The organism is Pseudomonas proteolytica (genome assembly GCF_007858275.1).
Lineage (GTDB): Bacteria > Pseudomonadota > Gammaproteobacteria > Pseudomonadales > Pseudomonadaceae > Aquipseudomonas > Aquipseudomonas proteolytica.
In genome coordinates this window covers 128,652-141,382 of record NZ_VFEV01000001.1, presented here as the reverse complement: position 1 = coordinate 141,382, position 12,731 = coordinate 128,652, and the positions used below count along the sequence as shown (strand labels likewise).

At 60.9% G+C, this 12,731-nt stretch carries 12 protein-coding genes and 1 other RNA gene; 9 read left to right on the top strand and 4 right to left on the bottom strand.

From position 1 onward, the window contains the following. Positions 1-36: 36 nt before the first annotated feature. The 4 genes from FIV38_RS00620 to FIV38_RS00605 form a co-directional block, all read right to left on the bottom strand. Positions 37-618, bottom strand: coding sequence for a BON domain-containing protein (locus FIV38_RS00620; protein ID WP_029297811.1), 582 nt, complete (start codon positions 616-618; stop codon positions 37-39). Beyond that, entirely contained in the window at positions 615-1,208 is a 594-nt protein-coding gene (locus FIV38_RS00615; RefSeq protein WP_003171862.1) for a phosphoheptose isomerase, read from the bottom strand. The genes FIV38_RS00620 and FIV38_RS00615 overlap by 4 nt, the downstream gene beginning before the upstream one ends. Positions 1,209-1,312: 104 nt before the next feature. Beyond that, positions 1,313-1,684 (bottom strand): YraN family protein, encoded by a 372-nt coding sequence (locus FIV38_RS00610; protein ID WP_029297812.1) that lies wholly within the window; start codon positions 1,682-1,684, stop codon positions 1,313-1,315. Continuing rightward, positions 1,684-3,495, bottom strand: coding sequence for a penicillin-binding protein activator (locus FIV38_RS00605; protein WP_092238218.1), 1,812 nt, complete (start codon positions 3,493-3,495; stop codon positions 1,684-1,686). Before FIV38_RS00605 ends, FIV38_RS00610 begins: the two co-directional genes overlap by 1 nt. A gap of 219 nt (positions 3,496-3,714) precedes the next feature. On the opposite strand from FIV38_RS00605, the gene rsmI reads away from it, so the two are divergent. From rsmI to mraY, 9 genes are all read left to right on the top strand, one after another. Further along, positions 3,715-4,587 (top strand): 16S rRNA (cytidine(1402)-2'-O)-methyltransferase, encoded by an 873-nt coding sequence (gene rsmI, locus FIV38_RS00600; RefSeq protein ID WP_029297815.1) that lies wholly within the window; start codon positions 3,715-3,717, stop codon positions 4,585-4,587. A gap of 95 nt (positions 4,588-4,682) precedes the next feature. After that, an RNA gene (rnpB, locus tag FIV38_RS00595) (RNase P RNA component class A) lies at positions 4,683-5,036 on the top strand. Between the two features lie 354 nt (positions 5,037-5,390). Continuing rightward, positions 5,391-5,846: a division/cell wall cluster transcriptional repressor MraZ gene (gene mraZ / locus FIV38_RS00590; protein ID WP_003171868.1), complete on the top strand. Its 456-nt coding sequence runs from the start codon at positions 5,391-5,393 to the stop codon at positions 5,844-5,846. After that, entirely contained in the window at positions 5,843-6,790 is a 948-nt protein-coding gene (rsmH, locus tag FIV38_RS00585) for a 16S rRNA (cytosine(1402)-N(4))-methyltransferase RsmH (protein WP_029297816.1), read from the top strand. The genes mraZ and rsmH overlap by 4 nt, the downstream gene beginning before the upstream one ends. Continuing rightward, positions 6,787-7,080, top strand: a complete 294-nt coding sequence (ftsL, locus tag FIV38_RS00580; protein WP_029297818.1) for a cell division protein FtsL — start codon at positions 6,787-6,789, stop codon at positions 7,078-7,080. Before rsmH ends, ftsL begins: the two co-directional genes overlap by 4 nt. Next, complete coding sequence (locus FIV38_RS00575) at positions 7,080-8,822, top strand: peptidoglycan D,D-transpeptidase FtsI family protein (RefSeq protein WP_166647860.1); 1,743 nt, start codon at positions 7,080-7,082, stop codon at positions 8,820-8,822. The genes ftsL and FIV38_RS00575 overlap by 1 nt, the downstream gene beginning before the upstream one ends. Next, the gene (locus FIV38_RS00570) at positions 8,822-10,285 is read left to right on the top strand and encodes a UDP-N-acetylmuramoyl-L-alanyl-D-glutamate--2,6-diaminopimelate ligase (RefSeq protein WP_092238215.1); all 1,464 of its coding nucleotides are present in this window, start codon (positions 8,822-8,824) and stop codon (positions 10,283-10,285) included. Before FIV38_RS00575 ends, FIV38_RS00570 begins: the two co-directional genes overlap by 1 nt. Continuing rightward, complete coding sequence (locus FIV38_RS00565) at positions 10,278-11,648, top strand: UDP-N-acetylmuramoyl-tripeptide--D-alanyl-D-alanine ligase (RefSeq protein WP_092238213.1); 1,371 nt, start codon at positions 10,278-10,280, stop codon at positions 11,646-11,648. The genes FIV38_RS00570 and FIV38_RS00565 overlap by 8 nt, the downstream gene beginning before the upstream one ends. Beyond that, positions 11,648-12,730 carry a phospho-N-acetylmuramoyl-pentapeptide-transferase gene (gene mraY / locus FIV38_RS00560; protein ID WP_029297824.1) on the top strand — a complete coding sequence of 361 codons (1,083 nt, stop codon included), beginning with the start codon at positions 11,648-11,650 and terminating at the stop codon, positions 12,728-12,730. Before FIV38_RS00565 ends, mraY begins: the two co-directional genes overlap by 1 nt. Position 12,731: the final 1 nt, after the last annotated feature.

Below are 12,731 nucleotides of genomic sequence, written 5' to 3'. Positions count from 1 at the left end.
AATGCACGGCGCCCTTTTTTGTGGCTGGTGATTACATCAGTCGATGTATTCGAACAGCTTCACGATTTTCTGTACTCCGGACACACCCTGTACCAGGTTGGTAGCGCGGGTGGCCTCCTGCTGGGTCAACAGGCCCATCAGGTAGACGATGCCGTTGTCGGTCACGACCTTGATCCGAGAGCCGGGAATCGCGCTGTCGGTCAGCATCTGCGCCTTGATCTTGGTGGTCAGCACCGCATCGTTGCTGATAGCCAGCAGGGTGATGGGTTGTGCGACCTGCAATTCGTTGTGGACCTTCTTGACCCGTTGTACGGTCGAGGCGGCTTGTTCAGCCTGGGTCTTGAGGTCGGCGCGCGGGGTTTGCCCGGCGAGCAGCACGATGCCGTTGAAGCTGGTCACGACAATGCGCGATGCACCGTTGCCCAGGTCGGGCGCGGCCTTGGCCACGTTGACGCCGACCTTGGTTTCGATCAGCGAGTCATCGATCTTGCTGCCAAAGGTGCGTGTGCCCCGGTCGTCCTGGATCGGTGTGTCGCGGGTGGCAGTAATGGCCGAGGTGCAGCCGCTGATAGCGAGGCACAGCGTGATGGCCATAAGGCTGAGGCGGTTAACGGTCATTCTTCACTCCCGAACAGTTGGCTGTCGATCAGATCGCACAGGCAGTGGATCGTCAGCAGATGGACTTCCTGAATACGTGCAGTGACATTGGCCGGGACGCGGATTTCCACGTCTTCAGGCAATAGCAGCGAGGCCATGCCGCCGCCGTCGCGCCCGGTCAATGCTACGACAATCATTTCGCGATCATGTGCGGCCTGGATCGCTTGAATAATGTTCGCCGAGTTGCCGCTGGTTGAAATAGCCAGCAGCACATCGCCCGGTTGGCCGAGGGCACGGATTTGTTTGGAAAAGATTTCGTTGTAGCTGTAGTCGTTGGCGATCGAGGTGATCGTCGACGAGTCGGTGGTCAGTGCGATCGCCGGCAAGCTCGGGCGCTCGCGCTCAAAGCGGTTGAGCAGCTCCGAAGAGAAATGCTGGGCGTCGCCGGCCGAACCACCGTTGCCGCACGAAAGCATTTTGCCTTCGTTGAGCAGGGCGTTGACCATGACCTGGCTGGCTTGCTCGATGTGCGGTGCAAGTACGTCCATCGCCTGTTGCTTGGTATCGATACTGGCCTGGAAAAGCTGGCGAATTCGGGATTGCATGTCCATCTGTGTGACCTTAAGTAGCGCGGCTGTATGGCACACGAATGTGCAGCCCGCAAAGCAAAGAGCAAAAGTGTGCGGTGAAGATGTCCGATCCGTAGTGGTGGCGCTCAACCATCGAAGGCGTTGCGCAGCCAGTTCAGATCAGCGGTTCCGTGGGCGGTGCTTTCTATGGCGACCACATCGAAACGGCAGGGTGAGTCAGCCCAGCGACGTTCACTGAGCAGGAAAAACTGCGCGGCGAGTATCAGCTTTTGGCGTTTGCGCTCGTCGATACTGGCGAGTGCGCCACCCCATTGTGCGTATTTTCTGTAGCGGACTTCGACAAATACTACTGTATCGCCGTCAAGCATGACCAGATCAAGCTCGCCGCGTTTACACAACCAGTTCTGCGCCAGTAGGCGCAGACCCTGTTGCTGCAAGTGTTCAAGTGCTTGTTGTTCGGCGTCCTTGCCGCTTTGTGCGCTGGAGCGTGGGGGCATCAGCGCGGGGTATCGGGCAGGCGTTCGATCTGGCCACTGACAAACTTGGCCCACGGCATCTGGCGTTCGATCCGCTGGCTCGGGCTCATGCCCAGGTTGCCGGAAAGACCCTCGATACGGGTATCAGGCAGCGCCTTGAGCTGACCCAGGCGCGGCGCCAGGCGGTAGGCATCAACACCCATCGCGTACAGGCGGCCCAGGCTGCCATTGGCTTGTGGCCATTGTGTAGCGACCTGGTTGCGCAGCGGGTCGGTGGTGTTGAGCAGCCACGGCGTCTCGCAGAACATAATGCCGTTCATGTCGTTGTACTGGTTCTTGTCGCCGCTGGCGCTGAACACGTGGGACGTGGCGTACACCGGCACATCACCCGCGTACTGGAAGTTCAGCGTCGGCTTGATCTGCTGGGCCTGTTGCGGTGTCACAGCGAGGAAGATGAACTCGATATCCTGGCGACGCGATGGCTGTGCCGCGACGTCAGCGCCAACCGTGCTTTGCAGGCTCTTGGCGCGACCTTCGCTCTGGCGCAGCTTGAACAGGTCGGCGATTTGCTGGGCCAGGGCCACCGGCTGGTCGACATATTCGACGCCGATCAGGGTGCCGCCGTTGGCTTCCCAGTCCTGGCGGAAGGCCTTGAACACGCGCTCGCCCCATTCGCCTTTGGGCACCATGGCAGCGGCGCGGTGCAGGCCGTCAGCGCGGGCGCGGCGCGACACTTCACGGGCTTCGTCCTCGGCCGCGAGGCCGAACTGGAACAGTTGGGCCGAGCCTTGGTCGCCTTCGCTGTAGTTCAGGGCCAGGGTGGTGATAGGCAATTGCGGGCGGGCACTGAGTTGCTTGACCAGCGGTTTTTCCAGTGGGCCGACAACCAATTGCACGCCGTCAGCCTGGGCCTGCTTGTAGAACTCATCGATGGAGCTGACGCGTGAGCTGTCATAGACCTGGATGACCGGCGGCTTCTGCCCGGCCTGCTGCGCCTGGTAATGGGCGGCCATGAAACCTTCGCGCAGGGCCTTGGCCACGCTGGCCAGCGGACCTTGCTGTGGTAGCAGCAGGGCGATTTTATTCAGCGGCTGGCTGGCCAGCTCCTTGAGCTTGGTCAGCGGCGTCGGCAGTTGCACCGCAGCCGGGTGCGCAGGGTTCTGCGCGCGCCAGGTGTCGATGGCGGCTTGCTGCTGCTCCAGGGTGCCGGCGTTTTTCACGGCCTGCGCCAGGGTGATCCAGCCATCGAGAGTCGGGTTGCCACTGGCCTGCAACTGCTCGCCAGGCACGGCGGCAATCAGGCTCCAGATGGCGTCGTGGTTGCTGGCGGCGGCATCACCGGTGAGCAGCGGCGCCATGGCTACGCGTTCACGGGCGGCAGCCAGGGTCTGGCCGTCGGCTTCATAGGCGCGAGCATGCACGGTGCCAGTGCGGATCTGTTGCTCCGGCGGCAATTCCTTGAGGTTTTGCAGGCTTGGATGGCCCAGCGCCGTCAACGCAGCCTTCGGCTGGTTGCGGGTCATCGCCAGTTCTGCCGTGAGGGTGCTGGCAAAGACCTGGGCGGCCGGTTTGAGGCTGTCCAATGGCACTTGCGCGAGGATCTGCGCAGAGCGGCCGGGGTTGTTCTGGTGAAAGGCCATGTCTGCCGCGCTCAGGCGCAGCAGTGCAGCTTTTTCCGGGGTCTTGGCCGAAGTCGCCTGTTCGAGCAGTTGCTCGATGGTGGCATCCGGGGTCCGTGGGAGTTCGCCAAGGCTTGACGAGGGCGAGCTTGCGCAAGCCGCCAACAGGGCAGCCAGGCAAAGGGCAGAGAACAGCCGCAGGCAAGCGATCATGTAAGTGTTCCTGATACCGATCAAATTAGCGTGGAATTGTACCCAAGCACTGGCCGGGGCGCGATGTTAGTGGCGTGAAACCGTCTATTTAGATCGTTTAAATGTTGCAGGGCGTCGGTAACCGCCGCAAACAGACCTTCTGGACGCAACCTCGTCGGCGCATTTTCTTGACGTCTACGCGCTACAATATGGCTTTTGCCAATCTTCGAGGTGTGCGCTTTGACTGCTCCAGGTCCTTTGAATTCCACTGCTGGCTCGCTTTTTGTGGTGGCGACGCCCATTGGCAACCTGGACGACATCAGTGCACGGGCGCTGAAAGTGTTGCGTGACGTCAAATTGATTGCTGCGGAAGACACCCGGCACTCCCTGCGCTTGATGCAGCACTTTGGTATTGCCACGCCATTGGCCGCCTGCCATGAACATAACGAGCGTGACGAAGGCAGCCGCTTTATTACCCGCCTGCTTGCGGGCGACGACGTGGCGTTGATTTCCGACGCTGGTACGCCGCTGATCTCCGACCCTGGCTACCACCTGGTGCGCCAGGCACGTGCCGCTGGTATCAATGTAGTCCCGGTTCCCGGTGCGTGCGCGTTGATTGCCGCGTTGTCGGCGGCGGGCCTGCCGTCCGACCGCTTTATCTTCGAAGGTTTCCTGCCGGCCAAGGCCGTGGGGCGGCGGGCGCGCCTGGAGTTATTGAAGGAAGAGCCGCGCACCCTGATCTTCTACGAAGCACCGCACCGTATCCTTGAGTGCCTGCAAGACATGGAACTGGTCTTCGGTGGCGAGCGCCTGGCGCTGCTGGCGCGGGAACTGACCAAGACCTTTGAAACCCTCAAGGGTCTGCCTCTGGAAGCGTTGCGCGCCTTTGTCGAGGGTGACAGCAATCAGCAGCGTGGCGAGTGCGTGGTACTGGTTGCGGGTTGGACTGCACCGCAAAGCGAAGACGCGGTGGGTAGCGAAGCCATGCGCGTGCTGGACCTGTTGCTCAAGGAGATGCCGCTCAAGCGTGCCGCGGCCCTGGCGGCGGAAATAACCGGAGTGCGCAAGAACGTGTTGTATCAGGCCGCGCTTGATAAGCAAAAGAGCGAATAGTTCCTGGGTTTAACGTGCACGACGTCGGAACATGATGGCAATGCTGTCTTTTAATACTTGTTCTAAGGCCGCCGTGCCGTTAACCTTCGCGGCGGAGAGTCGATTGGACAGTCGCTGCCCTCTATGAAAATTAGGGGGGGGAGGAAAGTCCGGGCTCCATAGGGCGAAGTGCCAGGTAATGCCTGGGGGGCGTGAGCCTACGGAAAGTGCCACAGAAAATAACCGCCTAAGCACTTCGGTGCCGGTAAGGGTGAAAAGGTGCGGTAAGAGCGCACCGCACGACTGGCAACAGTTCGTGGCTAGGTAAACCCCACTTGGAGCAAGACCAAATAGGGTTCCAAGGCGTGGCCCGCGCTGGAACCGGGTAGGTTGCTAAAGATGTCCAGTGATGGCCATCGTAGACGAATGACTGTTCAAGACAGAACCCGGCTTATAGATCGACTCTCCACCTTTTTCCTTCTGCGCGAGTCTCGGGCAGAAACCAGGTAGTAGCGCAAGAATCCCTCCCTGCCAAATCATTGGCAGATGCGTCTTCGTAATACCGAAAAAATCTTACTCTTAATAAATTACTTTAAGTTCAAGCTCTAGCTCTTTGAGCTATTTGGGGTTGTTGAGTCAAAAACATCACCGAACTCTCGTTTCTCCTCCTTTTGCGCTCCTAAATCTCCGTTCTGTAAGGCTTTTCCTTTAATCCGCGCCTTGACGGTGTGGTGGGCGCATTCCTATAGTGTGCGCAAGTGGCGGAAAGTGGCACAAAGTGGGTTTTTTGAACGTAAAACGCTAAAATTTGGAGAAACGCATCTGTGTTTCGCGGAGCTAACGCTATAAGTCTCGATGCAAAAGGCCGTCTCGCCATGCCGAGCCGGTATCGTGACGAGCTCATTTCGCGAAGTTCAGGCCAGTTAATCATCACGATTGATGCCGTTGATCCATGTTTGTGTGTTTACCCCCTCGATGAGTGGGAGTTGATTGAAACCAAGTTGCGCGCTCTGCCTTCGTTACGTGAAGAAAACCGCCGTCTGCAACGTTTGCTGATTGGTAATGCCGTCGACCTCGAACTCGATGGCAGTGGTCGTTTCCTGGTTCCGCCGCGTCTGCGCGAATACGCCAAGCTGGATAAGCGCGCGATGCTGGTAGGCCAACTGAACAAGTTCCAATTGTGGGACGAAGATGCCTGGGATGCTGTTTCTGCAGCTGACCTGGCTGCTATTCAACAACCGGGCGCCATGCCTGATGAACTGCGTGATTTGATCCTGTGACTATTGATAGCGGCTTTAACCACATCACCGTGCTGCTTGACGAAGCCGTCGAGGCTCTCGCCGTGCGCCCTGATGGCTGCTATCTGGATGGCACGTTTGGGCGCGGGGGGCACAGCCGGTTGATCCTCAGCCAGCTCGGCCCGGAGGGCAAACTCCTCGGGTTCGACAAGGATCCCCAGGCGATTGCCACCGGGCAAGCGCTAGCGGCCGAAGACGGCCGCTTTGTCGTTGTGCAGCGTAGCTTTGCCGAGCTGGGCGCGGAAGTTGCCGAGCGCGGCATGGCGGGCAAGGTGGCCGGGGTTTTGCTGGACCTGGGCGTGTCCTCGCCGCAGCTGGACGACCCTGAGCGCGGCTTCAGCTTCATGAACGACGGCCCGCTGGACATGCGCATGGACCCGAGCCGTGGCATCAGTGCCGCGCAGTTCATCGCCACCGCACCCCACGAAGAAATCACCCGAGTATTCAAGGAATATGGCGAAGAGCGTTTCGCCGGCCGCATGGCCCGTGCCGTGGTCGAGCGCCGGGAAATCCAGCCGTTCGAACGCACCGCCGACCTGGCTGAAGTACTGAAAGTCGCCAACCCGGCGTGGGAAAAGGGCAAGAACCCGGCAACCCGCGCGTTCCAGGGCCTGCGCATTCACGTCAACAACGAACTGGGTGATCTGGAGGCTGGCCTCGAGGCTGCCCTGGAGTCCCTGGAAGTGGGCGGTCGTCTCGTAGTGATCAGCTTCCACTCCCTGGAAGACCGCATCGTCAAACTGTTCATGCGTCGTCTGGTCAAGGGCGAAACCGATAACCTGCCGCGCAACCTGCCGGTACGTTTCGAAGCCTTTGTGCCGAAAATCAAAATCCATGGCAAAGCGCAGTTCGCTTCCGAAGCCGAACTCAAGGCCAACCCACGTGCTCGCAGCGCCGTCATGCGCGTTGCGGAGAAGCTGCGGTGAGCAAGCTTTTCGCCAAGCCCCTTCCGGGCGGCAGCTTCTTTATGATGCTGCTGTATGTCGGCGTGCTGGTGTCCGCGATAGCGGTGTCCTACAGCGCCCACTGGAATCGTCAGCTGCTCAATAGCCTGTACGGCGAATTGAGCGTGCGTGACAAGGCGCAGGCGGAATGGGGTCGGTTGATCCTGGAGCAGAGCACCTGGACGGCCCACAGCCGCATCGAAGTGCTCGCCGCTGAGCAACTGAAGATGCATATTCCTGGCGCAGCAGAAGTCCGCATGGTGGCGCCATGATGAAACTTGAAGGCGCTCTCTACCCGTGGCGCTTCCGCGTCGTGCTGGGCTTGCTCGCATTGATGGTGGGCGCGATTGCCTGGCGCATCATTGACCTGCAAGTGGTAGACCGCGACTTCCTGATCGGCCAGGGCGACGCCCGTAGCCTGCGGCATATCCCGATTCCTGCGCACCGCGGCCTGATCACCGACCGTAACGGTGAGCCCCTGGCTGTCAGTACCCCGGTTACCACCCTGTGGGCCAACGCCAAGGAACTGCAAGTCGCCAAGGACAAATGGACCGAGCTGGCCCATGCCCTCGGCCAGGATCCCAAGGCCCTCAAGGAGCGTCTTGAGGCCCAGGCCAATAAAGAATTCATCTATCTGGTTCGCGGCCTCACCCCTGAACAGGGTCAAGGTGTGCTCGACCTGAAAATCCCCGGTGTCTATGGCATCGAGGAATTCCGACGTTTCTACCCGGCCGGTGAAACCACTGCCCATATGGTTGGCTTCACCGACATTGATGATCATGGCCGCGAAGGGGTGGAACTTGCCTACGACGAGTGGCTGGCCGGGGTTCCCGGCAAACGACAGGTCATCAAGGATCGTCGCGGCAGACTGATCAAGGATGTCCAGGTCACCAAAAACGCCAAGGCCGGTAAGCCCTTGGCGTTGTCGATTGACCTGCGCCTGCAATACCTGGCCAACCGCGAGCTGCGCAACGCCATCATCGAGAACGGTGCCAAGGCCGGCAGCCTGGTGATCATGGACGTGAAGACCGGCGAGATCCTCGCGATGGTCAACCAGCCGACCTACAACCCCAACAACCGTCGCAACCTGCAACCGGCGATGATGCGCAACCGCGCGATGATCGACGTGTTCGAGCCGGGTTCGACCATGAAAGCCATCTCCATGAGTGCGGCCCTGGAATCCGGGCGCTGGAAGCCGACCGACAAGGTCGAGGTTTATCCCGGCACGCTGCAACTGGGCAAGTACACCATCCGCGACGTATCCCGCAGCGAAGGGCCGGTGCTGGACCTGACCGGCATCCTGATCAACTCCAGTAACGTCGGCATGAGTAAAGTCGCCTTTGATATCGGCGGCGAGACCATCTACCACCTGGCGCAGAAGATCGGCCTGGGCCAGCCCACTGGCCTGGACTTCCCGGGTGAGCGCGTCGGCAACCTGCCCAACTACCGTGAATGGCGCAAGGCCGAGACGGCGACCCTCTCCTACGGCTACGGCCTGTCGGTGACCGCGATCCAATTGGCCCATGCCTTCTCCGTGCTGGCCAACAATGGCCGCATGACGCCGTTGAGCTTGATCCACGTGGACGAAGCGCCGAAATCCGAACAGGTCATCCCGGAAAGCGTCGCCAAGACCATGCAGACCATGCTGCAACAGGTGATCGAGGCGCCGCGTGGTGTGTTCCGTGCCCAGGTCCCGGCCTATCACGTGGCCGGCAAATCCGGTACCGCGCGCAAGACGTCGGTGGGCACCAAGGGTTATGCCGAAAACTCCTACCGTTCGCTGTTCGCTGGCTTCGGCCCGATGAGCGATCCGCGCTACGCCATCGTTGTCGTCATCGATGAACCGAGCAAGGCCGGCTACTTCGGTGGCCTGGTCTCGGCACCGGTATTCAGCAAAGTCATGTCCGGCACCCTGCGCTTGATGAACATCACGCCGGACAACCTGCCGCCGACCCAACAAGCCAACGCCGGACCACCGGCCGCTGCGGTAAAAGCCAATGGAGGGCGCGGCTGATGTCTCTTAGCCTGAACAAGATTTTCGCCCACGCTGGCCGCGATCTGTTGATTCGCGAACTGAGCCTGGACAGCCGCAATGTACGTGCCGGCGACCTGTTCCTGGCCGTGCCGGGTGGCAAACTCGATGGCCGTGCTCATATTGCCGACGCCTTGCAGCGCGGTGCGGCAGCGGTGGCCTATGAAGTTGAAGGCGCCACCGTCCTGCCAATCACCGATGTGCCGCTGATCCCGGTCAAGGGCCTGGCGGCACAGTTGTCGGATATCGCCGGGCGTTTTTATGGCGACCCGAGCCGCCAGCTCAACCTGATTGGTGTCACTGGCACCAACGGCAAGACCAGCGTCACCCAACTGGTGGCCCAGGCGCTGGACCTGCTGGGTCAGCACTGCGGCATCGTCGGGACCCTGGGCACCGGTTTCTACGGCGCGCTGCAAAGCGGCCTGCATACCACGCCGAATCCGATTGCCGTGCAGGCGACCCTGGCCGACCTGAAAAAGGCCGGGGCCAAGGCCGTCGCCATGGAAGTCTCGTCCCACGGCCTGGATCAGGGCCGGGTGACCGCGCTGGCGTTCGACGTGGCGGTGATGACCAACCTGTCCCGCGACCACCTGGATTACCACGGCAGCATGGAGGCCTACGCTGCCGCCAAGGCCAAGCTGTTCGGCTGGAATGACCTCAAGTGCCGGGTGGTGAACCTGGACGATGCATTCGGTCGCCAGCTGGCCGCAGAAAAAAGCGAAGCGCGCCTGATCAGCTACAGCCTGGAAGACTCCAGCGCCTACCTGTATTGCCGCGAAGCACAGTTCAATGATGAAGGCGTGCTCGCAACGCTGGTCACGCCCCAGGGCGAGCACCACTTGCGCAGCACCTTGCTGGGCCGCTTCAACCTGAGCAACGTCCTCGCAGCCATCGGCGCCTTGCTGGGCCTGGATTACGCCCTGGACGAAATCCTGCGCGTGTTGCCCAAGCTCGAAGGCCCGGCCGGGCGCATGCAGCGCCTGGGTGGCGGGACGCAACCGCTGGTGGTGGTTGATTACGCCCACACCCCCGATGCCCTGGAAAAAGTGCTCGAAGCCCTGCGCCCGCATGCCAAGGGCAAGTTGCTGTGCCTGTTCGGCTGCGGTGGCGACCGTGATCGCGGCAAACGCCCGCTGATGGCCGAGATCGTCGAACGCCTGGCCGATGGCGTGCTGGTCACCGACGACAACCCGCGCAGCGAAGCCCCGAGTCAGATTTTCGATGATATTCGTGCAGGCTTCAAAGACGCCTCCCAAGTGACCTTTGTTGCCGGTCGCGGTGCTGCCATTGCCCAATTGATCGCCAGCGCCAGCGCAGACGACGTGGTGGTCCTGGCCGGTAAAGGCCATGAGGACTACCAGGAAATCAACGGCGAGCGCCACGCTTTTTCCGATCTGGTCGAGGCCGATCACGCCTTGACTGCATGGGAGGTGGCCCATGCTTAAGGCCATGCAGTTCAGCGAACTGACCCAGGCCCTGTCGGCCCGTGTGTTGTCGAGCGATTGCAGTTTCGACGGTGTCAGCATCGACAGTCGCAACATCAAGCCGGGGCAACTGTTTGTTGCCTTGGCCGGCCCGCGTTTCGACGGGCATGACTATTTGAATGAGGTGGCTGCCAAAGGTGCCGTCGGCGCCTTGGTACAGCGTGAAGTCGCTGACTCGACACTGCCGCAGTTGCTGGTGGCTGACACTCGCCTGGCCCTTGGTCAACTGGGAGCCCTTAACCGTGCAGCGTTTACCAACCCGGTTGCGGCGATCACAGGTTCCAGCGGCAAAACCACGGTCAAGGAATTGCTCGCTGGCATCCTGCGCACGCGCGGGCCGGTGCTTGCCACCCGTGGCAACCTCAACAACGATTTTGGCGCACCGCTGACGCTGCTCGAACTGGCCCCGGAATACACGGCGGCGGTCATTGAGTTGGGCGCGTCGCGCATTGGCGAAATTGCCTACACCGTGGCCATGACCCGGCCGCACGTCGCCATTATCAACAACGCGGGTACCGCCCATGTCGGCGAGTTTGGTGGCCCTGAGAAGATCGTCCAGGCCAAGGGTGAAATCCTTGAGGGCCTGGGCGCTTGCGGCGTCGCCGTCCTGAACCTCGATGACAAAGCCTTCGAAACCTGGCGTGTACGTGCCGCCGGGCGCAAGGTCCTGAGCTTCGCCGTGCACAACGCTGCGGCTGACTTCCATGCCTCGAACATCACGCTCGATGCCCGTGGCTGCCCGGCTTTCACCTTGCACAGCCCGCAAGGTGACGAGCCTGTGCAACTGAACCTGCTGGGCAACCATAACGTTGCCAACGCCTTGGCCGCTGCTGCTGCCGCCTACGCCCTGGGCGTGTCGCTGTTCGGCATCGCCACCGGCCTTGGCGCCGTGCAGCCGGTCAAGGGCCGCACCGTGGCGCAGTTGGCGACTAACGGCATGCGCGTGATTGATGATACGTACAACGCCAACCAGTCCTCGGTCTGTGCTGCCATTGACCTGCTCAAGGGCTTTGACGGTCGCAAGGTCCTGGTGCTGGGCGATATCGCCGAACTGGGCGACTGGGCCGAACAGTCCCATCGTGAAGTCGGCGCCTACGCCGGCGGTAAGGTCGACGCGCTCTACGCCGTCGGCCCGAACATGGCCCACGCCGTCGCCGCGTTCGGTGCAGGCGCGCGGCATTTCGCGACCCAGGCCGAATTGATCCAGGCGCTGGGTATGGCCGAACAAGACAAACACACAACCATTTTGATCAAGGGATCGCGCAGCGCGGTGATGGAAAACGTCGTCGCGGCCTTGTGTGGCTCAAGTACGGAGAAACATTAATGCTGCTGCTGCTGGCTGAGTATCTGCAACAGTTCCACAAAGGCTTCGCGGTCTTTCAGTACCTGACCCTGCGCGGGATCCTGGGTGTGCTGACCGCGCTGTGTTTGTCGCTGTTTCTCGGGCCATGGATGATCCGTACCCTGCAAAACCTGCAGATCGGCCAGTCCGTGCGCAATGACGGCCCGCAGTCGCACTTGTCCAAGTCCGGCACACCGACCATGGGCGGCGCGTTGATCCTGTCGTCCATCGGCATCAGCACCTTGCTCTGGGCCGACCTGGCCAACCGCTATGTGTGGGTGGTGTTGCTGGTAACCCTCTTGTTCGGCGCCATCGGCTGGGTCGATGACTATCGCAAGGTGATCGAGAAGAACTCCAAGGGCCTGCCAAGCCGCTGGAAATATTTCTGGCAGTCGGTGTTCGGCCTGGGCGCGGCGATCTTCCTTTATATGACAGCGCCGAGCGCGGTGGAAACCACCCTGATTTTCCCGATGCTCAAGGATGCCAGCATCCCGTTGGGCATTGGTTTCGTGGTGCTGACCTACTTTGTGATCGTCGGCTCCAGCAACGCGGTCAACCTGACTGATGGCCTCGATGGCCTGGCGATCATGCCGACGGTGATGGTGGGCGGTGCCCTGGGCATCTTCTGCTACCTGTCGGGTAACGTGAAATTCGCTGAATACCTGCTGATCCCTTATGTACCGGGCGCCGGTGAATTGATTGTGTTCTGCGGCGCGCTGATCGGTGCCGGCCTGGGCTTCCTGTGGTTCAACACCTATCCGGCCCAAGTGTTCATGGGTGACGTCGGCGCCCTGGCGCTGGGTGCGGCCCTGGGCACCATCGCCGTGATCGTGCGCCAGGAAATCGTCCTGTTCATCATGGGCGGTGTGTTCGTGATGGAGACCCTGTCGGTGGTGATCCAGGTTGCGTCCTTCAAGTTGACCGGCCGCCGTGTGTTTCGCATGGCGCCGATTCATCACCACTTTGAACTCAAGGGCTGGCCTGAGCCGCGGGTGATCGTCCGTTTCTGGATCATCACCGTGATTCTTGTGCTGGTTGGCCTTGCCACCCTGAAACTGAGGTAGA

Coding starts and splice junctions, on each gene's coding strand:
- FIV38_RS00620 (WP_029297811.1), bottom strand. CDS start 618: ATGACCGTTAACCGCCTCAGCCTTATGGCCATCACGCTGTGCCTCGCT.
- FIV38_RS00615 (WP_003171862.1), bottom strand. CDS start 1,208: ATGGACATGCAATCCCGAATTCGCCAGCTTTTCCAGGCCAGTATCGAT.
- FIV38_RS00610 (WP_029297812.1), bottom strand. CDS start 1,684: ATGCCCCCACGCTCCAGCGCACAAAGCGGCAAGGACGCCGAACAACAA.
- FIV38_RS00605 (WP_092238218.1), bottom strand. CDS start 3,495: ATGATCGCTTGCCTGCGGCTGTTCTCTGCCCTTTGCCTGGCTGCCCTG.
- FIV38_RS00575 (WP_166647860.1), top strand. CDS start 7,080: ATGAAACTTGAAGGCGCTCTCTACCCGTGGCGCTTCCGCGTCGTGCTG.
- FIV38_RS00570 (WP_092238215.1), top strand. CDS start 8,822: ATGTCTCTTAGCCTGAACAAGATTTTCGCCCACGCTGGCCGCGATCTG.
- FIV38_RS00565 (WP_092238213.1), top strand. CDS start 10,278: ATGCTTAAGGCCATGCAGTTCAGCGAACTGACCCAGGCCCTGTCGGCC.
- mraY (WP_029297824.1), top strand. CDS start 11,648: ATGCTGCTGCTGCTGGCTGAGTATCTGCAACAGTTCCACAAAGGCTTC.